21 protein-coding genes are annotated in these 21,761 nt (G+C 70.5%); 13 read left to right on the forward strand and 8 right to left on the reverse strand.

Going from position 1 to position 21,761, the window contains the following annotated elements; genetic code table 11:
• The first annotated feature begins 124 nt into the window (after window positions 1–124).
• On the forward strand, window positions 125–1,804 hold the full coding sequence (locus HD596_RS20505; protein WP_185070958.1) for a substrate-binding and VWA domain-containing protein: 1,680 nt from the start codon (window positions 125–127) through the stop codon (window positions 1,802–1,804).
• 37 nt (window positions 1,805–1,841) lie between these two features.
• Here HD596_RS20505 and HD596_RS20510 read toward each other — a convergent pair whose 3' ends face one another.
• The 3 genes from HD596_RS20510 to cofD all read right to left on the reverse strand — a co-directional run bounded on the left by HD596_RS20510 (window position 1,842) and on the right by cofD (window position 4,884).
• A complete protein-coding gene (locus HD596_RS20510) occupies window positions 1,842–2,579 on the reverse strand; it encodes a lytic polysaccharide monooxygenase (protein ID WP_185070959.1) in 738 nt (245 codons plus the stop codon).
• A gap of 92 nt (window positions 2,580–2,671) precedes the next feature.
• Window positions 2,672–3,949, reverse strand: a complete 1,278-nt coding sequence (locus HD596_RS20515; protein ID WP_185070960.1) for a coenzyme F420-0:L-glutamate ligase — start codon at window positions 3,947–3,949, stop codon at window positions 2,672–2,674.
• Window positions 3,946–4,884 carry a 2-phospho-L-lactate transferase gene (gene cofD / locus HD596_RS20520; RefSeq protein WP_185070961.1) on the reverse strand — a complete coding sequence of 313 codons (939 nt, stop codon included), beginning with the start codon at window positions 4,882–4,884 and terminating at the stop codon, window positions 3,946–3,948. The genes HD596_RS20515 and cofD overlap by 4 nt, the downstream gene beginning before the upstream one ends.
• 180 nt (window positions 4,885–5,064) lie before the next feature.
• Here cofD and HD596_RS20525 point away from each other — a divergent pair, with 180 nt between their 5' ends.
• The 4 genes from HD596_RS20525 to HD596_RS20540 all read left to right on the forward strand — a co-directional run bounded on the left by HD596_RS20525 (window position 5,065) and on the right by HD596_RS20540 (window position 12,170).
• Window positions 5,065–7,260, forward strand: coding sequence for a hypothetical protein (locus HD596_RS20525; protein ID WP_185070962.1), 2,196 nt, complete (start codon window positions 5,065–5,067; stop codon window positions 7,258–7,260).
• 317 nt (window positions 7,261–7,577) lie between these two features.
• Window positions 7,578–7,838 carry a WhiB family transcriptional regulator gene (locus HD596_RS20530; protein ID WP_020546325.1) on the forward strand — a complete coding sequence of 87 codons (261 nt, stop codon included), beginning with the start codon at window positions 7,578–7,580 and terminating at the stop codon, window positions 7,836–7,838.
• Window positions 7,839–7,956: 118 nt separating this feature from the next.
• On the forward strand, window positions 7,957–10,773 hold the full coding sequence (locus HD596_RS20535; protein ID WP_185070963.1) for a glycosyltransferase family 2 protein: 2,817 nt from the start codon (window positions 7,957–7,959) through the stop codon (window positions 10,771–10,773).
• Between the two features lie 44 nt (window positions 10,774–10,817).
• Window positions 10,818–12,170, forward strand: coding sequence for a DUF5719 family protein (locus HD596_RS20540; RefSeq protein WP_246554654.1), 1,353 nt, complete (start codon window positions 10,818–10,820; stop codon window positions 12,168–12,170).
• Window positions 12,171–12,403: 233 nt separating this feature from the next.
• Here the strand turns inward: HD596_RS20540 and HD596_RS20545 are convergent, their stop codons facing one another.
• Genes HD596_RS20545 through HD596_RS20555 form a run of 3 tightly spaced genes read right to left on the reverse strand, consistent with a single transcriptional unit; the run spans window position 12,404 to window position 14,917 of the window.
• A complete protein-coding gene (locus HD596_RS20545; RefSeq protein ID WP_185070964.1) occupies window positions 12,404–13,192 on the reverse strand; it encodes a WbqC family protein in 789 nt (262 codons plus the stop codon).
• Complete coding sequence (locus HD596_RS20550) at window positions 13,134–13,802, reverse strand: YdcF family protein (RefSeq protein ID WP_313044624.1); 669 nt, start codon at window positions 13,800–13,802, stop codon at window positions 13,134–13,136. Before HD596_RS20550 ends, HD596_RS20545 begins: the two co-directional genes overlap by 59 nt.
• Window positions 13,799–14,917 (reverse strand): hypothetical protein, encoded by a 1,119-nt coding sequence (locus HD596_RS20555; protein WP_185070965.1) that lies wholly within the window; start codon window positions 14,915–14,917, stop codon window positions 13,799–13,801. The genes HD596_RS20550 and HD596_RS20555 overlap by 4 nt, the downstream gene beginning before the upstream one ends.
• A 205-nt stretch (window positions 14,918–15,122) precedes the next feature.
• Here HD596_RS20555 and HD596_RS20560 point away from each other — a divergent pair, with 205 nt between their 5' ends.
• The 8 genes from HD596_RS20560 to HD596_RS20595 all read left to right on the forward strand — a co-directional run bounded on the left by HD596_RS20560 (window position 15,123) and on the right by HD596_RS20595 (window position 20,272).
• Window positions 15,123–15,284, forward strand: a complete 162-nt coding sequence (locus HD596_RS20560) for a hypothetical protein (protein ID WP_185070966.1) — start codon at window positions 15,123–15,125, stop codon at window positions 15,282–15,284.
• Complete coding sequence (tgmA, locus tag HD596_RS20565) at window positions 15,281–15,547, forward strand: putative ATP-grasp-modified RiPP (RefSeq protein WP_185070967.1); 267 nt, start codon at window positions 15,281–15,283, stop codon at window positions 15,545–15,547. The genes HD596_RS20560 and tgmA overlap by 4 nt, the downstream gene beginning before the upstream one ends.
• Window positions 15,548–15,552: 5 nt before the next feature.
• Window positions 15,553–16,530, forward strand: coding sequence for an ATP-grasp ribosomal peptide maturase (gene tgmB, locus HD596_RS20570; RefSeq protein ID WP_313044625.1), 978 nt, complete (start codon window positions 15,553–15,555; stop codon window positions 16,528–16,530).
• On the forward strand, window positions 16,518–17,654 hold the full coding sequence (gene tgmC, locus HD596_RS20575; RefSeq protein ID WP_246554664.1) for an ATP-grasp peptide maturase system methyltransferase: 1,137 nt from the start codon (window positions 16,518–16,520) through the stop codon (window positions 17,652–17,654). Before tgmB ends, tgmC begins: the two co-directional genes overlap by 13 nt.
• 243 nt (window positions 17,655–17,897) lie before the next feature.
• Window positions 17,898–18,281, forward strand: a complete 384-nt coding sequence (locus tag HD596_RS20580) for a VOC family protein (protein ID WP_185070969.1) — start codon at window positions 17,898–17,900, stop codon at window positions 18,279–18,281.
• Window positions 18,282–18,299: 18 nt separating this feature from the next.
• A complete protein-coding gene (locus tag HD596_RS20585; protein ID WP_185070970.1) occupies window positions 18,300–18,605 on the forward strand; it encodes a DUF1905 domain-containing protein in 306 nt (101 codons plus the stop codon).
• Between the two features lie 173 nt (window positions 18,606–18,778).
• Window positions 18,779–19,324, forward strand: coding sequence for an NUDIX hydrolase (locus HD596_RS20590; protein WP_185070971.1), 546 nt, complete (start codon window positions 18,779–18,781; stop codon window positions 19,322–19,324).
• Window positions 19,325–19,471: 147 nt separating this feature from the next.
• Window positions 19,472–20,272, forward strand: coding sequence for a pentapeptide repeat-containing protein (locus HD596_RS20595; protein ID WP_221519418.1), 801 nt, complete (start codon window positions 19,472–19,474; stop codon window positions 20,270–20,272).
• Window positions 20,273–20,324: 52 nt separating this feature from the next.
• Here HD596_RS20595 and HD596_RS20600 read toward each other — a convergent pair whose 3' ends face one another.
• The gene (locus HD596_RS20600; protein ID WP_185070973.1) at window positions 20,325–20,972 is read right to left on the reverse strand and encodes an MOSC domain-containing protein; all 648 of its coding nucleotides are present in this window, start codon (window positions 20,970–20,972) and stop codon (window positions 20,325–20,327) included.
• A 192-nt stretch (window positions 20,973–21,164) separates the two neighbouring features.
• Window positions 21,165–21,524, reverse strand: a complete 360-nt coding sequence (locus HD596_RS20605; protein ID WP_221519419.1) for a metallopeptidase family protein — start codon at window positions 21,522–21,524, stop codon at window positions 21,165–21,167.
• Between the last annotated feature and the right edge of the window lie 237 nt (window positions 21,525–21,761).

The following is a 21,761-nucleotide window of genomic DNA, read 5'->3' on the forward strand; positions in this document are numbered from 1 at the left end:
GCGCGCCATGGGAGGCGCTGGAAGAATCATCACTCCCCTGGGAGAGAGGTTCACCGTGCGGTTAGGTCGGCACCGCGCTCCGCTGCCCGCTGAGCAGCGGCGTAGGAAGGCTTTTCGGCGCGGCATGCTGGCGGGTCTCACCGCCGTGGCGATCGTGGCCGCCGGGCTCGTCGTGGTGTTCGGCGGCGGCGGTCTGCTGTGCGCCACACGAGAGCCTGTTCTGGTCAGCGTCGCGGCGGCCGTCGACGTGGCCCCGGCGGCCATGGAGGCGGCCGAGCGGTTCAACGAGACGCAGACGTCCGTGGGTGGCCGGTGCGTGCTGGTCCAGGTGACCGAGCAGTCGCCGGCCACCGTCCTGCGCACGCTCATCGGCGACCGCGCGGGCGTCCTGCGCGAGCGGCCCGACGGGTGGATCGCGGACTCGTCGGCCTGGATCAGGCTGGCTCGCCAGCAGGGCGCGAGCGCGCTGCCCGCCGGTGAGAGCGTGGTGGCGACCTCGCCGCTGGTGTTCGCCACCCGCTCGTCGCTGGCCCAGCGCTTCTCCGTGGGCAGGACCGAGATGAACTGGCGGATGGTCTTCCCCGCGACCGTGCGGGGGCGGCTGACGCCCAACTCCGACGAGCCGGACATCGTACGCGTGCCAGACCCGTCGCTCGCCGGGGCGGGCATCGCGACCGTGGCCGCCGCCAGGGACGTCGTCGGCACGGGGCCGGAGGCGGACAAGGCGCTGACCGCGTTCGTACGGTGGGCGCAGGCCGGCTCCGCCCCCGACTACCGCAGCATGCTGGCGGCGGTCGACGACCACACGTTCTGGCAGCGTCCGGTCGTCATCGTCCCCGAGCAGTCGGTCTGGAACCACAACCTGCGCCCCTCCGCCGACCCGGTCGTGGCGCTGCACCCGCGTGAGGGCACGATCAACCTCGACTACCCGTACGTCGTCACCGCCACCGACCCCACGGTGGCCGAGGCGTCCACGGTCTTCGCCGACTGGCTGAAGGGCTCGCAGGCGCAGGACATCGTCCGGCGGGCCGGGTTCAGGTCGGGCGACGGCACCCTGGGGCCGATCTCGCCAGGGCCGCAGATCCCCTCGGAGACCCCGAAGACCAGGTCGTCGGTGTCGCCGCAGGACATCGACGAGGCGCTGCGGGCCTGGAGCCGGCTGGCCCCGCCGACGAACATCCTCGTCCTGGCCGACACCTCCAAGCACATGGCCGAGTCGCTGAACGGCACCACCAGGATCAGCATCGCGCTGGACGCGGCCAAGATCGGGCTGCAGCTCTTCCCGGACTCGACGCACATGGGCCTGTGGGAGTTCGCCGAAGGGCTGGGCGGCCTCAAGCCGTACCGGGAGCGGGTCGGGCTCGGCCCGATCAACGAGCCCGAGACCGGACAGGTGGTACGCAAGAGCCGCCTCGCCGAGCTGACCGGCACGATCACCGCCCATCCCACCCTGGACAGCTCGCTCTACGACGCGATCCTCGGCGGCTTCCGCAAGGTCACCAGCGAGTACCGCGAGGAGATGAACAACGCGCTCCTGGTGATCACGGCCGGCAAGGACGACGGCAAGGGCACGAAGCTGCCGGAGCTCCTCGACAAGCTGCGTCGCGAGTGGAACCCCGACAAGCCCGTACAGATCATCATCATCGCCTTCGGCAAGGGCGTCGATCACGACAGCCTGTCGCGGATCACGGCCGCCACGAACGGCTCGCTGCACGAGGCCCAGGAGCCGGGGGAGATCATCGACGTCTTCCTCGCCGCCCTGGCCCGCCGGCTCTGCCACCCCACCTGCAAGCCGGCCACATGAGAAAGGGGGCGTTCCAGGCGGAACACCCCCTTTCAGGTCAGACGCGCTGCCAGAGCGCCGGGACGTTGGGCGGCTCCCAGCCGGCCAGCGCGGTGTGGGCCTGGATGCAGCGGTAGGTGACGCCGTTGTAGGTGACGGTGTTGCCGACCGCGTACGCGGTGCCGGCCTTCCACGTGCCCGACGGCGTCGTCGGAGTGGGCGTGGGCGTCGGGTTGGGGGTCGGCGTGACGGTCGGGGTGGGCGTGGGGTTCGGGTTGCCGCCACCGCCGCCGATCTGCAGGTCGATGCAGGAGTAGAAGGCGTTGGTGGTGTCGGAGATGTTCCAGATCGCCAGGACCTTCTGCCGGCCCGAGTAGCCGGACAGGTTGACCGTGTGCGAGACCGTCGCGGGCGGCTGCTGGCCGTTGCCGTTGAAGACGGCCACCCGCGTGTTGCCGATGTAGTACTCGTAGTTGAGCGTGGCGTGCCTGGCGGTGAACGTCCAGTTGAAGGTCACCGTGGTGCCCACCTGGGCGGCCGGCCAGGGCTTGCTCTCGTCGCTGAGCTGCGCGAACTGCGACAGGTTGGCGTGGCAGCTCCGCAGCCCCTTCGGGCCCTCCACGCTCTGCGGCTCGTAGATGATGTTGCCGCAGTTGGGGACCTTGCCCTGGGCGCAGTTGGCCTGCCGGCTGGGCGGGGAGTTGACGTAGCCGTGCGCGAACGCCGGCGCCGTGTTGAACAGCGTGGTGGCGACGGCGATCACCACCACGGCGACCAACGTGAGCGTCCTTCTCATGAAGTTGCTCCTTCACATGGGGGGATGCCCCAAATGTAAAGGAAACTTTCCTAACGGTAAATGGCCGTCTGACTTGCCCTTTCCGGCTGCGGTCAGCGCGTGACGATGAAGTTGTCCGGGTCGCGGGGCGCGCGGTCGCGCGGCGGCGCGGCGGCGTGGCCGACGGCCACGCAGCCCATCGGGTCCCAGGAGCCGGGCAGGTCGAGCGCCTCGCGGACGACCGGGCGGCAGAACATCGTGGACGACACCCACGCCGAGCCCAGCCCCTCGACGGCGAGCTGGATGAGGAGGTTCTCCACCCCCGCGCCGGCCGCCACGACGAACATCTCCCGCTCCGACGCGTTGCGCCGCTCGTCGCGGTAGGTGTGGGAGCCCTCCATCACCAGGCACGGCACGATCAGGCAGGGCGCGTCGCGCAGCACGTCGCCCCGCTTGATCCGCTTGGCGATCGACTGCTCGGTGAACCCGTCGCCGCGCAGGTCCTCGATCCACGCCTCACGCATGGCGTCGAGCAGCTTGGCGCGCGTCTCCGGCGACTCGACCAGCACGAACCGCCAGGGGGCCGTGTGGTGCGGCGCGGGCGCGGCGATGCCCGCCGCGACCGCCCTGCGTACCTTCTCCGGATCGACCGGCCGGTCCGAGAACTCCCTGATGGTACGGCGGGCGAACACGACATCCCGCGACCCCCAGCGGAACAGGTCGTCGTCGGCCGCCCGCACCAGCGGCCTGACCCCGGGCCCGTCGTCGTCGGTGACCAGATGGGACAGCCCGCGCACGATCGCCACCGGGACCCCGCTGAGCTTGCCCTTGACCAACTCGGCCGCGCCCGCGATCTCGTCGGCCAGCGCGGTGACGGTGGCGTTGAGCTCGTTGCCGTAGCCGTCGGAGGTGCCACGGAAGTCGTCGAGCGGGCGCACGCCCGCCGCCCCGATGGCCACGTCGGTGAGCCCGTTGCGCCACGGGCGGCCGAACGTGTCGGAGACGATCACCCCTGCCCGCACCGCCAGGCCCTTCCTGATGCGCCTGGCCGAGGCGTCGGGGTCTTCGGGGAGGAGCAGCACGGTGCCCGGCTCGGTGTTGGAGGCGTCGACCCCGGCGGCGGCCATGACGAAGCCGTGGCGGGTCTGGGAGATCACGGTGTCGCCCCGCCTGGCCACCACGCGCTCGGTCTCGTCCTCGATGGCCTGGGTGCGGTCGGGCGCCCGGCGGACGCGTCCCTCGGCCTTGCTGACGATCTTGGACGTGACGACCACGATGTCGCCGTCCCGCAGGCCGGCGTCCTTGAGCAGCGCCGCGACGTCGTCGCCGGGGCGCACCTCGCCGATGCCCTCGACGGCGATCACCTCGAACCGCTGCGGGGCGACGGTCATCGGGCGAGCTCCTGGGCCAGGTCGAGCGCGGTGCGGGCGATGTCGGCGGCGGCGTCGGCGTCGTGCATGAGGATCGGCCGGGCGATCACCCGTACGCCGTCGAGCGCGACCCCTTCGTCCTCCTCCGCCACCAGCCACCCGTCGATCAGCTCCGAGCCGTACAGGTCGAGCACGGCCTGCGCGGTCGTCTCCACCCCGATGGCGGTCAGGCAGGCGTCGGCCATGCCCCTGACCGGCGCGCCGCCGATGATGGGCGAGACCCCGACCACGGTCTTGGGCAGCAGGGCGTCGCGGATGCCCGGGACCTGCAGGATCGTGCCGATGCTCACCACCGGGTTGGACGGCGGCAGGATCACCACGTCGGCCTGCTCGATCGCGTCGAGCACGCCCGGCGCCGGCTTGGCCGTGTCGGCCCCCACCAGCGCGAACGACTGCGCCGGGACCGAGGCGCGCAGCCGCACCCACCACTCCTGGAAGTGGATGGCGCGCTTGCCGTTTTCGTCCTCGATCACCACGTGGGTCTCGCAGCGGTCGTCGGTCATCGGCAGCAGCCGCACGCCGGGCTGCCAGCGCGTGCACAACGCCTGCGTGATCTGGGACAGCGGGTAGCCGGCCTCCAGCATCTGCGAGCGCACGATGTGGGTGGCGAAGTCGCGGTCGCCGAGCCCGAACCACTGCGGCTCCACGCCGTACGCGGCCAGCTCCTCCTTGACGACGTGGGACTCCTTGGCACGCCCCCAGCCCTGCTCCTCGTCGATGCCGTTGCCCAGGGTGTACATCACGGTGTCGAGGTCGGGGCAGACCCGCAGGCCGAACAGGGTGATGTCGTCACCCGTGTTGCCGATGACGGTGATGGTGGCATCCGGCGCGGTCGCGCGCAGTCCGCGCAGGAAACGGGCGCCGCCGATGCCGCCGGCGAGTGACACGATGTGCATGGCGCCAGTCTTCCATCGGCCCCTGACAACCCCATCTCGGGTGTGGTTTTACCCCACTTGTTATGAGAGAAGTGCCAGGTGTAGGCCGAATTGGGATGCAGGAGGTTCCTGGGACCCCCGCCACCCGAGTCAGTCATGTGGCAAACTCCCTTCGGGCTAAAGGGTCCGTTGGGGGTACATGTGAGCAAATTTGACGTCGCCCGGCTGAAGGAGCCGGGCGCATGGATCATGCTCGTCCTGGGCTTGCTGGCCGTGCTGCTGACGATCGGCGACGTTCTGGTCGGCTCGTCGTCGTCGTCCCTGACCAGGCGGGCAGCGGTGCACGTCCTGGACCTGGTGGACCCCGTCGTGCCCGCGCTGCTGCTCGGAGCCGTGCTGCTGGTCACCAAGGTCGGCGAACCGTCGCCCAAGGCCAAGCCGGTCATGTACGGATCGGCGGTCGGGTTGGTGCTGGCCACGGTGTTCGGCATGCTGTCGCTGATCCTCGGCCTGTTCGCCGGGATCGGGGCCTGGCCGACGATGAAGCTGGTACTCCTCGGCGTGCCCTCCGTCGCGTTGACCGCCGTCGCGCTGGTGTACCTGCTCCCGCAGATCCTGCCGGAGCGGCCCGTCGCGCAGGTCTACCACCACCCGAACGTCGGCCAGCAGGCGCCCTGGCAGCAGCCGCAGCAGCAGTTCGGCCAGCCCGACCAGCCGCAGCCTTTCGGCCAGCCGGAGCAGCCGCACCAGGGCCCCGGTTTCGGGCAGCCCGAGCAGGCTCCCGGCTTCGGCCAGGCCCCTTACGGCCAGCAGCCGCCCTCGGGCGCGTACGGCCCGCAGCCCGGCACGCAACCGGGCTTCGCCCAGCAGCCCCCTTCCGGCCAGGAGCCCGGCTACGGCCAGCAGCCCCCGTCGGGCCAGTACGGCCAGCAGCCCCCGTCGGGCCAGCACGGCCAGCAACCCCCATCGGGCCAGTACGGTCAGCAGCCCCCATCGGGCCAGTACGGCCAGCAGCCTCCGAGCTTCGGCGGCCAGCCCGAGCCCCAGGCCGCGCAACCGGAGCCCCAGGCCGCCGCCGTGCAGCAGCCGCCCCAGCCGCACGTGATCAGGGGTGCCCTGCCCGCCGCCCCCTCGGACCAGAGCCAGCCCGAACAGCCCTACTCCACGCCCGGCTTCGGCCCGTCGGAGCAGAGCCAGCCTGACCAGCCCTACGCCCCGCAGAGCTTCGGCCAGCCCGAGCAGAGCCAGCCCGATCAGCCCTTCGCCCCCCAGGGCTTCGGACCAGGTCAGCCCGATCAGTCCTACGCCCCGCAGGGCTTCGGACCAGGCCAGCCCGAGCAGCCCTTCCCCCCGCAGGGCTTCGGACCAGGTCAGCCCGAGCAGCCCTTTCCCCCGCAGGGCTTCGGACCGGGGGAGCCTGGTCAGGCCTATTCCCCGCCGAGCTTCGGCCCGCCGGACCAGGCCCAGCCGGACCAGCCCCACGCCCCGCAGGGTTTCGCCCCGTCGGCCTACGCCCCCGCCGACACGGCCCCCTCGGTCCAGGAGTACTCCACCCCGCCGGCCGTCGAGTACCAGCCCGCCCCGTACGTCCCCGCCGACAGCCAGCCGAGCGCCTACGGCCAGCCCAGCCCCAACCCGTACGCGCCGCCCGGGACCGACCAGCCCAACCCGTACGCCGCGGCCGCGGACCAGCAGCCCAACCCGTACGCCCCGCCCGCGGACCAGCAGCCCAATCCCTACGCGCCCCCCGCGGACCGCCCGAACCCGTACGCGCCCCCGGAGGCCGCGCCCAACGCGTTCGCCGACCAGGCCTTCCCGACGCCGGCCGGCGACACCGCGCCGAGCGTCCCCTACCCGCCGGCCGCCGAACAGCAGCAGCAGCCGCCGTACTTCGGCCAGAGCGCCTTCGACCAGCAGGGCGGCCAGCCGTTCACCGGCTACTCGGGCCGCGAGTACGCCACCCCGCCCGCGTACCAGGAGCCCGACCCGCCCGTGGACCCGCGGTCCCAGCAGCTCATGGACGCCTACCAGCAGGCGGAGACGTACCAGCACTCCACCGGCCAGCACTCCACCGGCCAGCACTCCACGGCCCAGCACTCCACCGCGGGCACCCAGCCGGAGCTGCGCGTGCCCGACTACTCCAGCCAGGCGCCCAGGCCGTACGAGGACCCGTTCGGCCACCCGCAGCAGGGTGGTTACGAGCCCCAGCAGGGCCAGTACCAGCCCACCCACCAGGCGCCCCAGCAGCAGCCCTGGCCCCAGCAGCAGGCGGAGCCCGTCGGCGACGCGACCATGCGGCTCGACTCCACCCCCTTCGGCGGCGGCTACGGCACCCGCCCGGGAGACGACCCCATCGACCCGACGGCCATATACACCCCCAACGAGCCCCGCAGGTAACGGACCGGTAATGAACGACTAGAGAGAAGGTGGGCCCTGGGCGGGTGTCTATCCCGCCCTGGTACGGTTCGGACCGCTGACAGGTTGAACGAGCCTTACGACGCCGCGCGCAAAAGGGTGTCGGCCGGGCGTGAACATCACATGCCAAGCACACCGGGGCGAGCTCTGGTCTTTCCCCGGATAGCTGCATGCCGCTTGACGTCAGCTACAGCACACGCGTGTAATTACAACCATGTTGTTACGCCTTCCGATGGGTGGGTAATAAGGAAGGCGTCCATGGGGGGCTCCATTGCGGGCGGGCGGCAGGGAGGTGTGCAGTGACCGATCCGGTCATCGCACAGGATCAGCTTGACGCTGAAGAACTCGGCTGGCAGGAGCGCGCGTTGTGCGCGCAGACGGATCCGGAGGCGTTCTTCCCGGAGAAGGGTGGCTCCACCAGAGAGGCCAAGAAGGTCTGCCGATCGTGCGAGGTCCGTGCAGAGTGTCTTGAATACGCACTCGAGCACGATGAGCGGTTCGGCATCTGGGGTGGGCTGTCCGAGCGGGAGCGCAGACGGATCAAGCGCCAGGCCGTTTAGGTATATGGGCGGAAGGGTCACGCGGTCGAACGCGTGACCCTTTTCGCATCTGCTGTCCCCGCTGTCACAGGTATATGGTGGGCGCGCCTGCTCAACCCCCCTTCAGGAGCATCCGCCCATGTCACGTCCCTATGTGACCGCGATCGTCGTCGCTCACGACGGCGCGCGCTGGCTGGGGGAGACGCTGCGTGCTCTGGTGAACCAGAGTCGCAGGCCGGACCGCGTGGCCGGCGTCGACAACGGCAGCAGGGACGGCTCGGCCGACCTGCTCGCCCAGGCGTTCGGCCGCGGAAACCTGATCTCCCTGCCGCGCTCCACCGGCTTCGGCGAGTCCGTCGCCGAAGTCCTCGCCAAGCTGCCGCCCGCCGGAAGCGACGAGTGGATCTGGCTGCTGCACGACGACTGCGCCCCCGACCGGCGCGCGCTGGAGGCGCTGCTCACCGCGGCGGCGCAGGATCCGAAGGCCGCCGTGCTGGGCCCGAAGCTGCTCGACTGGCTCGACCGCCGGCGCCTGCTCGAAGTGGGCGTCACCGTGGGCCGTACCGGGCGCAGGGAGACGGGGCTGGAGCCGCGCGAGTTCGACCAGGGGCAGCACGACGGGACGCACGACGTGCTGTCGGTGTCCACGGCCGGGATGCTCATCCGGCGCGACGTGTGGGAGCAGGTCGGCGGGCTGGACCCGTTCTTCCCGCTGTTCCGCGACGACCTCGACCTGTGCTGGCGGGTGCGCAACGCCGGGCACAAGGTCCTGAACGTCACCTTCGCCGTGGCCTGGCACGCCGAGGCGGCGGCGCGCAGGCGGCGCAGGATCACGGTCAGCGGCGACCATCCTCGCAGGCTGGACAGGCGTAACGCGATCTTCGTGGTGATGGCGAACCTGCCGTTCGGCGCGATGCTCTGGACACTCCTGCGGAACGTGCTCGGCTCGGCCTTCCGCACGGCGCTGTTCGTGGTGAGCAAGCAGCCCGCGAACGCGCTGGACGAGATGGTGGCGATGGCGTCGGTCCTGCTGCATCCGTTCCGGCTGCTGCGGGCGCGCCGGGCCCGCCGGCACGGCCGCAAGAAGGGATATATCCGCATAAAGCGGTTGATGACCCCTCGGGGCGCGGCCTGGCGGCGGCTCACCGACATGGTGCAGAGCTTCCTCGCCGGCGAGGCGCCCGTGGACTCGACGGGCCGCCACCACCACGCCACTCCCTCCACCGAGGACGAGTACGAGGTCGTGCCCGCGGACACCGGGGCGGTCAAACGCTTCCTCAGCCGTCCCGGCGCCGTCCTCATGCTCGCCCTGACCGCGGTCGCGCTGGTCGCCGAACGCTCCCTCCTCGGCGGCGAACGGCTCGGCGGCGGCGCCCTCGTCCCGGTCACGGGCGGCGCGGGCGACCTGTGGGCCTTCTACACCGAGGGCTTCCACGACATCGGGCTCGGCTCGAACGCCTGGGCTCCCCCGTACGTCGCCGTGCTCGCGGCCCTGTCCACGCTCGCGTTCGGCAAGACGTGGCTGGCCGTGTCCGTGCTGCTGCTCGGCTCGGTGCCGCTGGCGGGCACGACGGCGTACCTGGCCACCCGGCACGTCATCCCGGCGGTGCCCGCGCGGGCCTGGGCGGCGGGGACGTACGCGCTGCTGCCCGTCGCGACGGGAGCGGTCGCGGCCGGACGGCTGGGCACGGCGGTGGTGTTCGTGCTGGTGCCGCTCTACGCCTCGCTCGGGACGGTGCTGCTGTCCGGCGAACGCCGCCGCGCCCGCCGGGCCGCCTGGGCGCTCGGGCTGCTGCTGGCCGTGGGGACGGCGTTCGCGCCCCTGGTCTATCCGCTCTTCACCGTGCTGGGGGTGCTGGCGGCCGTCGCGTTCCGCGGCGTGGTGACCTCGATGGCCATCTCGCTTGCGGTGCCTCTGGTGCTGCTCTTCCCCTGGCTGGCGGGGCTGGCGACCTCCCCGGGCAGGATCCTGCTGGAAGCGGGGCTGCACGATCCCGCCCTGGTGGACGCCGCGCTCGCCCCCGAGTCGCTGCTGGCGCTCAGCCCGGGAGGGCCGGGGCTGCCGCCGTTCTGGGTGACCGCCGGCCTGGTGGCCGCGGCGCTGGCCGCGCTCCTCATGCGCCGCCGGCGGATGATCGTCGCCGTCGGCTGGGGCATCACCTTGTACGGGATGCTCGCGGCGATCCTGGTCAGCCGCGTCACCGTCGAAGGCGCGCGGGCCTGGCCCGGGGTCCCGCTGGCGTTCGCGGGGACCGGGCTCGTGGTCCTCGTGGGCCTGACCGCCCACCGGCTGGCCGAACTCCGCGCCGGAGGCGGGCTGCGGTGGCTCGGGGCGATGGCGGTGGCGGCGGTGGCGTTCAGCACGCCGCTGCTGGCGGCCGGGTACTGGGTCGCCACCGGGGTGCGGGGGCCGCTCGTGGGCGACGCGCCGGACGTGCTGCCCGTGCTGGCCGCCGCCCGTACCACGCACGGGGAACGCACGCTGGTGATCAAGGGCTCCTCCTTCACCGTGCTGCACGGCCGTACCCCGCTGATCGGCGAGTCGGAGCTCCCGATCGCGTCCGAGGCCCGCACCCGCCTGGGAACGGCGGTCGAGGGCCTGGTCGGCGGGCGCGGCGGCGACGCGGCCACCCTCGGCAGGCTCGGCGTGGGCATGGTGGCCGTGGCGCCGCCCGTCTCCGCCGAACTGGCCAGGACGCTCGACTCGCAGCCGTCGCTGGCGCGCATGAGCCTGTCGGAGGCGGGCGGGCTGTGGCGGCTGGCGGAGCCGGTCGTCCGCGTACCCGCCCAGCCGGTCAGCGCCCTGCACACGCCCTGGCTGTGGACGCAGGCGGCGCTGGTGCTGGTGATCGCGGTGCTGGCGGCGCCGGGGCGGCGCGAAAGCGGCCCCGAGACCGTGGAGACGCCGCCGGCGGCCGCCGCCAGAGTGGCCGTGAAGGTGGCGGGTGGGCGATGAAGACGGACGCCGCTCGCGGTCGCCGTGAAGGTGGCGGGTGGGCGATGAAGACAGACGCCGCGCGCAGTCGCCGTGAACGTGGCGGGTGGGCGATGAAGGCGTTCGTGGAGAACCGGTTCGGGCTGCCGGCGTTGGTCGTCGTGGCACTCGCGGCCCTGTACGGCGTCGCGTACGTCACCAGGCCGACCCCTCCGGCGGCCGCCGCCCCGCAACCCAGGAAGGTCGCCGTCGAGTCGGTCACCGCGGTGTGCCCCGGAGCCAAGGGCGAGCGGGTCAGCGTCCACCTGCCCGGCACGCTCACCCATGAGCCGATGCGCGACGCCAAGCCGTACGTGACGAAAGGCCCCGGCGGGCTGGAGGCCGGCTACCTCACCCGCGCCACCCAGGGCGCCGGCCGCGGCCTCGCGGGCGTGCGCTGCACCGAGCCCGCCCCCGCGACCTGGCTGGTGGGCCCCGGCCCCGCCAACGCCGACGTCCGCCTGCACCTCACGAACGCCGACAAGGCGCCGGCCCTGGCGGACGTACAGGTCTACGCGGCGGAAGGCCCCATCTCGGGCGACAAGGGCATCGGCCTGGAGATCGCGCCCGGCGAACACCGCGAGATCGACCTCAAGACCATCGCCCCGTCGGCGGACATCATGGCCGTGAGCGTCACCACCGCCTTCGGCCGCCTCGCCGTCGCCGCCAGGACCACCCTCGAAACCGGCGGCGTCGACTGGCTCCCCGCCGCCGCCCCGCCCGCCACCCGCGTCGTCGTACCCGGCCTCCCCGGCGGCGGCGGCCGCCGCGAACTCCTGGTCGCCGCCCCCGGCGAGAACGACGCCCAGGTGCGGATCAAGGCGGTGAGCGAGGACGCCGAGTACGCCATGAAGGGCCGCGAGACCCTGGACGTGCCCGCCGGCAGCGTGGCCTCCCTGGACGTCACCACGGGCATCGGCGGCTCCTCGGCGGCCCTGGTCCTCACCTCACCCACCCCGATCGTGGCCGGCCTCGTCATCACGGGCACGGGCGGACGCTCGGACGTCGCCTTCACCGCCGGCACCCCCGCACTGGACCTGGGCAGCACGGTGGCCCGCAACGGCCCGGGCTCGAAGCTGATCCTCACGGCCGTCGGCGGCCCCGGCAAGGTACGGATCCAGGTGATCCCCGAGAAGGGCCGGCCGGACGAGCCGTTCGAGGTGTCGATACCGGCGGGCCGCACCAAGAACGTCAAACTGAAACCGAAGGGAGACTACGCGCTGACGGTCACGCCGGTCACGGGGGAGGTCTACGGCGCGCGAGTGATCGAGGACCCCCTGAAATCCGGCCTCCTCCTCACCACCCAGCCATTGGCCCCTTCCCGCCTATGGACCCTCCTCCCACCCTTGACCGACACCCCCAACGTGGTGACGCCATAGGGGCCCCGGGCGGAACTGCATGGGCCTCCGCAATACGAGGCGCTTCGCGCGGATCGGCTCCGGGCAGCGCCCTGTGGGGGCCAGCCCCCACACCCCCGGCGAGGGGCTTTCCAGCCCCTCGCGCTCCCCGGCGTCGGCCGTTCGGGGACTACAGGGGTTGGTTGGCGGCGGAACGATCCGAGGTGAACTGATCTCGAAATCGACGAGGAAGCTCGGCAGCGCCGGAGGCCAAATCAAGGGTCTCCCGCCAGGACTCGTCCACGCAGAGCCTCCAACTCCCGTCTCAGGGCACATGGCCCGGCGACCATCAGGGCATGTACGGCGCTCATTTCCCGGGAGGTCGCCCAGATGCCCGATGCAGGGGTCACAAACGGGAGGACCTCGATCGAGCGAACCCGGAAGGCGGCCGGGTCCAGATATCGCATGCCCCCGGTCCCGCACAGGTAGGTGGTCGCGCCGGTCAACCAGGCGAGATCGGCCAGGCGCTGCGACCGGGCACCCCGCGTGAGCAGATCACTGCTGTGTAGAACCCGCCCCGGCCACCCGACCTCCTCCAGCAGCAGGCGCGTGGACAGCTCCGTAACGTCCGCCAGCCGATCCGTTCTTCCGAACGCGGCCAGCACGGGTTCGAGCCGCCGCCTGAACGGCGGCCAGTGAGCGCTGCGCCGGTAGTGGTCGGCAAGGAGCTGGGCGACGCGGCGTCGGCAATGGGCGGGATCAGCCAGGAGCGCTTCGTGGATGGAGGTGGAGCGGCCGTGTGGCAGATGGGTGGAGATCGAGAGCCACTGCGGCTGCCACGGCCCGTCGAGCGAGGCGAGGAGCGCGCGGTGCTGGTAGTCGCGCCGGGCGAACTGCACGTCGTCCAGGACGATCCAGTAGTCGGCGGTGAACAGCTTGGCCAAGGTCGCGAGCCGAGGGAAGAGGTTGGGTTGGTGGATCGCGCACACCTCGCCGTACGGCAGGTCAGGGTGTAAGGAGCCTGCTGTCGAATCCGGCGTGGAGGAGAGCCTGGTAGGCGTCATGGACCTCTCCTGGGACGGGCTGCTCGATGGCGTAGCCGAGCTCGGGATACTCGATCACGCGCTGGAGGTCGCCGACGAGCATGTCGATGACCAATTTCGGATCGCCGATCGAGCTGACGTAGTCGTCCAGCTCAAGCGGCTCGGAGGCGCACACCACCTCGACCTCTGGCCACACTTTGCGCGCCGTGGCGTACGCCCGGCGCTCCATGTACGGCTTGGAGATCAGGAGCACCGACCCGGGCCGGATGCCGGCGTCGAGCAGCACCCGGCGGGAAAGGGCGATGTTCTGGCCGGTGTTGGTGGCGTTCGGTTCCAGCAGGATCGCTTCTTCAGGCAAGCCGAGTTCGAGCGCGTGCTCGCGGTAGTGGACGGCCTCGCCCCGGGGGAAGCGGTGCGCGGTGGTGGGGCTGGTGGCGCCAGAGAAGACGAGCAACGGAAACCAGCCGGCGCGGTACAGCTCGACTGCCGCACGCGCAACTCCCAGATCGTGGCTGCCCAGGCCGATGGCCACATCACACCGGCGCAGGTCGTGGTGCATCTGGTGGTAGTCCCAGACGGTTCGTGCGTGCCGCCACTGCTCGTCGGTGATGACCTGCTGCTTGACGCTCACTTGGCTGCTCCCTGATCGCCGGGCAGAGGAAGACGGATCTCCCTCTGGATGGTCCGCTGGATGCCCTCGATACTTCGCAGTTGGTGGGCGAGCCCATGCTGTGCCGCCTCGCGCGCGGCACGGTCGAGGAACATCAGCCCATCATCCACGGTGGCCCGGTCCGAGAGCAGAATGTGCCCGTAGGCGGTGTCCAGCCGGACCCGCTGTATGGGCGCATCGGTGACGGCGGTGGCGCGGGCGAGGTCGATCAGGCGTAGCGCCTCCGAGAGGTTCCCGGCGCCGCGATGGGCCAGGGCGAGTTTCTGCTGTGCGACGGACCAGTCCTCGGCTTCGCCGAGGCTCTCGAACTCGCGGATGGCGGTTGTCATCAGGCGGGCGGCGTAGTCGTTCTGGCCGTTCTTGCTCAAGGCGGTGCCAACCCACAGCCGGGCTCGCGCGCGGTCGCGTGGTGAGAGCCGGTCATCCACCGCCAGCGCCTCATACTCCTTGGCTGCTTCGTCCAACCGTCCCGACATCTCGGCCACCACTGCCAGCGATAGGTCGAGTTGGGCGATGCGGCGAGGGATGTCGAGCTGGCTGTAGACAGAGCGGGCGTTGAGGTAGGAGCGGCGGGCGGACAGAGGACCGGCGACTGCGCCCTGGTCGCGTTGGAGATCGCCGAGCAGTGTCGTGGATCGTGCGAACAGGTACAGGCCCTTGTCGTCCAGAGAGTGGGGGGTGTGGCGGGTGAGCCATCGGTTCAGCAGTTCGGCGGCGTGGCCGAAACTCTGGCGGCTGAGCGCGACTACGGCCCGGTCGAGGTCGTCGCTCCATGTCTCGTAGTCCCAGGCCCGTGGTCCCACACGGGCGACTCGCAGCCCTTGACCCTCATCGTGGCCGCGTTCCAGTAGCAGCGTCTCGAACCGCAGGTGGGCAGCCGAGTCAGCGCGTGTGAGCGCGGTGTCCAGGATGGCCTGGGTGTCGGGGCGCGGCCGGGTGGTGGGGCCGAGCTGGTCCCACTTCGCCACGGTGCGGGGAGCCACGCCGAGATGCTGGGCGAACGTCCGCACACTCATCCGCAAAGCAAGACGAAGTGCGTGCGCTTCGCGGCCGGTCCACTCATGCACGGTCGTCACGTCGCTGCTCCCTTCACGGAGATGGAAGCACGCAGAGGTACCGAGCGACTACGGAAATGCAACAGAAGTGCGACAGCAGGTCGTATCCAGCCGTGCCGGGGCCGGCCATGCTCGAAGAGCGGTGCCGGTCGCCGGGTGTCCCCCGGGCGTGGGGCGGCGAGCAAACACCGCTGTCCCTGTCTGTCCGCGAGCTGTAGGAGCAGCGTTGGACCCCAACATCGCTCATCCGTTCTGCGAGCCGGACGGCCCGCTCGAATGCCGGTGGCGTTGGATCGCAACGCTGCCGCGCGAACTCGAATTCATCGAGCCGGCGACGGCCTCGCAGGTACAGCACCACCACCTCACAAAGGAGCCATCTTCCGTATGACTACTCAGGCGCCCCTGAAGCCGTGGGGCTTGACCCGAGCCACACCGCATCTGCCGCAAGCTCCGCAGCCTTGGGCCGACACCCGGCTCGACCCCGGCACCCAGCTCACCGTGTTCCTCGACGAGCACGGTGAGCCGATCGACGCCAAGGGCGACGGGACGAACAGGACCTTCGCCACGGTCTCCGAGAGCCGCCCGCACGACGGCGAAACGAACGCCCCGCTACGACCCGACGACTCACCCACCGACAGAGAAGCGGACTAGAACACGTGCGATCCTCCCCGGGCACCGTCATGGTCGTCACCTGCGCGGAAGACGTCACCGCCAACCTGGTCATCGCCAAGCTGAACGAGCGCGACGTGAACGTCGCCCGGGTGGATCCGGCTGACATCGGCCCCGGTCTGGTGGTCGGCGCGCAGATCGGTGCCGGTCCGGCGACAAGGTGGGACGGCTGGCTGCGAACCCCGACTCGCGATGTCGCGCTCAAGGACGTGCGCGCGGTGTACCACCGCCGCCCGTCGCTGTGGCGCTTCCACGACCTGGAGCCGCAGGCGCGGGAGTTCGCGATGGCTGAGGCACGGCAAGGCGTGAAAGGTCTCCTGGCCGCGTTGCCTGCCTGCCGGTACGTCAACCATCCCGCCGCGAACGACCTGGCCGAGATCAAGCCCGCCCAACTGCGGACGGCGGTGGACGCGGGTTTCCGCGTGCCGCCCACGCTCATCACCAACGATCTCGACGCGGTCCGCGCATTCGCCGAACAGCACGCGCCCGTCATCTACAAGTCGTTTCGCGGCGTGCCTTCGGCGCCGGGCGGCGAGGTCGCCGCGATCTGGACGCAGCGCATCGATGCGGCCGACGTGGATGATCGGGTGGCCATCACCGCCCACCTGTTCCAGGCCGAGATCCCCAAGACGTCCGACGCCCGCGTGACCGTGATCGGTGACCGGGTGTTCGCCCAGGAGATCACCAACCAGGACGGCGTACTCGACTGGCGGGCCACCGACTGGGCGACACTCCGCCACACCCCCATCCAGGTCCCCCGAACCGTCCAGGCCGCAGCACGCGTCTACCTAGACAGGTTCGGGCTCGCTTTCGGCTGTTTCGACTTCGCCCTGCAGAAGATCACCGGCGGCCACCAGTGGACGTTCATCGAGTGCAACCCCAACGGGCAGTGGGGATGGCTGCCCGACGCGGACGCGATCGCCGCCGCGTTCGCCGACACCCTGCTGGAAGGATGGGCCTCGTGAACGACCTCGCTGCCGAGCTTCGCGCCGATCTCGCTGCCACGATCGACGCCGGAGACTGGCGCGCGGCGATCGAGGCGGTGCCGCGCGAGGTGTTCATGGGAGCCGCCGTCTACCGAGACGACATGGACGGCTGGACACCCGTGCACAAATCGGAGATGACTCGCACGCAGTGGCTGAAGCTCGTCTACCGCGATACGACCTGGGTGACTCAGGTCGCGGGAGTCACGGCCGAGGAGGCCCCGCGTGAGCCGGTGCCCGTCAAACGGCCCACGTCGTCGTCCACGCTGCCGAGCCTGGTCGTGCGGATGCTCAGGATCGCCGGGATCAGCGAGGGCGACAAGGTGCTGGAGATCGGCACCGGCACCGGGTACTCCACCGCGCTCATGTGCCACCGGCTCGGCAGCGGCGCCGTCACTTCGATCGAGTACGACCCGCAGATCGCCGACCGTGCCAAGACAGCGCTCGCGATCGCCGGATACGCGCCCACCCTCGTGCGGGGCGACGGGCTGCACGGTTATCCGGACAATGCCCCTTACGACCGGCTCATTGCGACCTGCGCTGTACGTACCATTCCGCACGATTGGGTGACGCAGGTCCGCGACAGCGGGACGATCACCACACCCATGCTCGGCTGGACCGGAGGAGCCGCGTTCGCCCACCTCCAGGTTTCCGGTGACGGCACGGCGAGCGGACGGTTCCTGGCCCGCAGCGTGTACTTCATGCCGGCCAGACCGCACGCCGCCCCACCCCTGGAGGTCATCGAACTCGGCGTCGGCGACGTGAGCCACACCAGCACCGATCCGTCATTGCTGACGGACGACACGGCGTTGTTCGTGGCTCAGCTCGCCGTCCCGCACGCGCAGCACGCCTGGGCCGGGAAGATCCTGACATTGGATGACCCGGGCAGCGGCTCGCATGCCGACGTCAGGCCCATCGGCGACGGGCGGTGGCTGGTCCATCAGCAGGGACCACACCGGCTGTGGGACGAGGCCGAGCGAGCTCTCACGACCTGGTTGGAGGCCGGGAAGCCGAACCAGTCCTCGTTCACCATCACGGTGACGGGGGACCGGCAGTGGGTATCCCTGAACGGCTCTGGAGGGCTGAGCTGGGACCTTCTGGCCTAGCCGCGTCATCCTGCTCTGCACCTGCTCGTCGACAGGTACGACGGCGGCCACCAGGGCCGCGATCTCTCCACCGATCAGGGCGCCCCCCATCCTGTGGCCCATCTCCGCGAGGAACTCCGAGAGGCCCGGCAAGCCCTGGAACTGTACAGCTCAGCGCTCGCGTCATTTCACCTCGACGTTCCGCGATGAGTTTCGGGCGGTTCGCGAGTCCAACCGGGTGAACCGAACGACAGGGGGCCCGAAGTGGGCGAGCAAGTGAGTGCCGGGGTCACCGGCGTCAGGACCGTCGGCGTCCCCGTCACCGACCAGGACCGTGCCGTCGAGTTCTACGTGGGCACACTGGGGCTGGAGAAGCGGCTGGACGCGCCCGTCGAGCAGCTCGGCGCGCGATGGATCGAGGTGGCGCCGCAGGGAGCGACGACCACGATCGCGCTGATCTTGGCGGCTCCCGGGACGGCGGTCGGGGTCGAGACGGGCATCCGGCTCGGCACGGCGGACGCGGCGTCCCTGCACAAGGAGCTGGTGGCGCGCGGGGCCGACGTGGACGAGCTGCTGCGCTGGCAGGGCGTCCCGCCGATGTTCGTCCTTCGTGACCCGGACGGCAACGGCCTCGAGATCGTCGAATAGCGGAGAGGGGAACCTGCGATGAGTGGTGTCACGCGAGCGGATGACGTGGTCCAGGAGCTCGACAAGGAGTTCACCGCCACGCTGGTGAAGAGCCCGAACAAGGGCGGGTGGACGTACGTCGTGATGCCCGGGTCCGCCGAGTTCTTCGGCACCCGGGGACTGGTGAAGATCCGGGGGATTATCGACGGTCACCCGTTCCGGAGTTCGTTCATGGCTCTGGGGGACGGCACGCACAAGCTGCCGGTGAAGAACGACGTACGGGAGCTGATCGGGAAGGGGCCTGGGGACAGCGTCACCATTCACCTGCTGGAACGGATCAAGTAACGGGCTGTAGGGGGTGCGACCTTTGGTTCATCTCCAGTCTCTGCGGTCCAGAGGACGGCAACCGATCCGGGCGGCGGATCCGACCCCGTCGTCTCCATGGGACAGGTGGGAGGTTTCCGCCGAAGTCCGGCAGTCGATTGCGGCCGCCTGACCGGCCAACTTCTATGGGTGTCATGACCGTCACTCGTGAGGAGATCAGTGCTGTTCTGAGGCGCTACCTTGCCGTCCACCCCGACCGCGCTGCTGACGTCCACCTCCTGAGCGAGGCCCTGGACACCCAGCGCGACCTGGCATCGCGCAGCACTTTCCCGCTCCATGTCACGTGCAGTGCCGCCGCCGTCGATGCCGGCGGCCAGGTGCTGATGATCCACCATCGTGTGCTGGACCGCTGGCTGCTGCCCGGCGGCCACGTCGAGCCAGGGGACAGCAGCCTGTACGGGGCGGCGCTACGCGAGTTGGAGGAAGAGACCGGGGTTGCCTGGCGGCACGCCATCTCCCTGTCTGCGCACGACATCACCCCCGTGGACATCGACGTTCACGAGATCCCGGCCGGTTCCCCCAAAGGCGAGCCCGCACACCTGCACGCCGACTTCCGCTTTGCCTTCTGGGCCGCGGACACTCGCATCACGCCGCAGCTCGAAGAGGTCATCGCGGTCGCCTGGAGGAGCCCGGTGGATCTGCCTACCGCGCGCCTCGCGGACAGCGTCGCCGTGATCTGACCGAGGGAGGATGGCAGCCATGACGGTCATGGGGTTCGGTGAGGAACCTGCGTTAGCGAGCAACTTCGGGGTTGTCCACAGGGTGGTGCCGTCATGCGTCCAGGTGTGAAGCGGCGCGCTGTCTTGGCGACTCTGATCGTGGTCGTTGTGGGTGTCCTGGTCGTCGCATGCGTCTTCTTTCTTCCCTCCTGGATTGTCCGGCACGACCTTGAGGGCGCAGCGACCGGGTTTTCGGCCGGCGACCGGCTCAAAGCGGTCAACGACGTGCGGGTGACCTTGCTGCAGGGGTTGGCCGCGCTGGTGGCGCTGGGGAGTGTTGCGCTGGGCGCGGTGATGACGCTGCGCCAGATCCGGGTCAGCAGGGAGGGACAGTTCATCGATCTGTTCACGAAGGCCATCGAGCAGTTGGCGAGCGATCACGTCGGAACCCGGATGGGCGGTGTCTACGCCATGGAGCAGATCGCGTCTGCCGCGCCGCACTATCGCGGTCACGCTGCCGCCCTGCTGGCCTCCTTTGTGCGGCTGCACGCTCCCTGGCCGCCAAGCCGCCCGACGCAGGAGGTCGATCTTGAACGCAAGCGCTATCACGGAGGGCTGCGCGACGACATCGGTGCGGCGATGGCGGTGCTCAGCCGGCGAACGATGGTCCTTCCGGGCGACAGCATCGAACTGGAGAAGATCGATCTACGGGGGGCCGACTTGGCCGGGCATGACCTGAGCCGGTTCTGCTTCGCCGACTCCAACCTTGAGGGCGCGATCCTGACCGGATGCGACCTCACGGCCGCTACTTTCGCCGGGGCCATTCTGCGGAACGCCGACCTGACCGGCTCAAATCTTTCGGGAGCGGACCTCAGCGGTGCCGATCTCACTGGGGCTGTCGGCATCGATTCGGGCCGGGTGGAGCCAACTCCGACTGGAGGGCCTGGCGGAGTCGAACCCCGTCCGTAGAGCGGGGCTCGCCCTACCCCCACCCCCGTCGGCGATCTCCTGAAGACGACCTCTATGCGGAGCGTCTGCGGGCCGATTCCTTCTCCTCTGGAGGCAGTGCGTCGGCGACCAGCAGCCGCGGCAGTAGTTCCGGCTCCAGGGTCATCGCACGGAAGACGAGCGCGACGGTCACGTCGTGATCGGGCCGGTGCACGATCTCGACCGGGTCGCCGGCGCTGATGTCGCCCGGCTCGATCACGCGCAGGTACGCGCCCGGCCGGGCAGCCTCTGTGAAACGCTTGATCCAGCCGTCACGCTCCAGCCAGCCCTGGAAGGTCCCACACGGGATCCGCGCGCACGACACCTCCAGGACGACCTCCGGCCCGATCCGCCAACGTTCACCGATCAGGGCACCATTGACGTCCAGGCCCTGGGTCGTGAGGTTCTCCCCGAAGACGCCGTTTGCGAGCGGCCTGCCCAGCTCGGCCTGCCACGTGTCGAGGTCCTCGCGGGCGTAGGCGTAGACGGCCTGGTGAACGCCGCCGTGATGCTTCACGTCGTACACCCGGTCGCCGGCGAGACCGACCTCACCGGTGCCCTTCGGGCCAGGGGCGCTCACGGCGACCGGGCCGGAAACGGGCCGCTTGTCGATGCCCGTCGCGCCCAGGCCCTTCCAGGGGTTGGGCCGGGGTCTGCCGATATTGACGGAGAGCAACCTCATAGAGTGTGACGTTACGGCCCTCATCCGCGCTCTCGCGACTCATTTCTCCTCGGCCGCTTGGGATCAAGCGTCCGGGCCCTGGGCCGCGCTGGTCAAAGATCATTCATGGTGGAAAGCGATCAGGGCCGGGGAGCGCGAAGCGCCTCGCTCAGCGGAGGTCCATGCTGTTTGCCCGGAAGCGCCCGTACGGGGTCAGCGGCGGTCGTCGTAGCCGGGGTCGACGGTTTCAGGGGAGAGGCCCAGGAGGGTGGCCACTTGTTCCACCACCGTGTCGTGGACCATGGCGCCCAGGGTGTCGCGGTCTCTGGCGCGGGCTTCCAGCGGGCGGCGGTAGACCACGATCGACGCCGGGTTCTGGCCGGTTGCGGCATCGGCGCGGCCGAAGGGGATCGGGTCGGTGCCCAGGCTCGGGCCGTCGCCGAGCTCGCTCAGCGGAGGGACCTCCTCCACCGCGAACTCCACCGCCGACAGCTGGCGCTCCCAGCGGGGGCGGAGGCGGTCGACCGCGTCCAGCACGAGGTCGTCGAAGCGCTCGCTCCGGGACTTCGCCATGGGCACGTGGGAGGGAGCGAGCGGGCCGCGGAGGCCACGACCGTGGCGATCGCGCCGTCTGGGACCGCGCTTCTGTGTCACGCAAGCAAGTGTACGGGGATGGACTGTCGATTCTGAGGAATGGTGTCACCTCTCCGCGCCTCTGGGTGATGTTCCGAGGTTCTGGGTGGTTGGCGGCACCGTGAGAGGTCCTGGGGTCAGTCCTGCGGCGCGGGGGCGTCGGCCGTGCTCCCGGTG

The sequence above is a fragment of the Nonomuraea jabiensis genome (assembly GCF_014204795.1).
GTDB lineage: Bacteria > Actinomycetota > Actinomycetes > Streptosporangiales > Streptosporangiaceae > Nonomuraea > Nonomuraea jabiensis.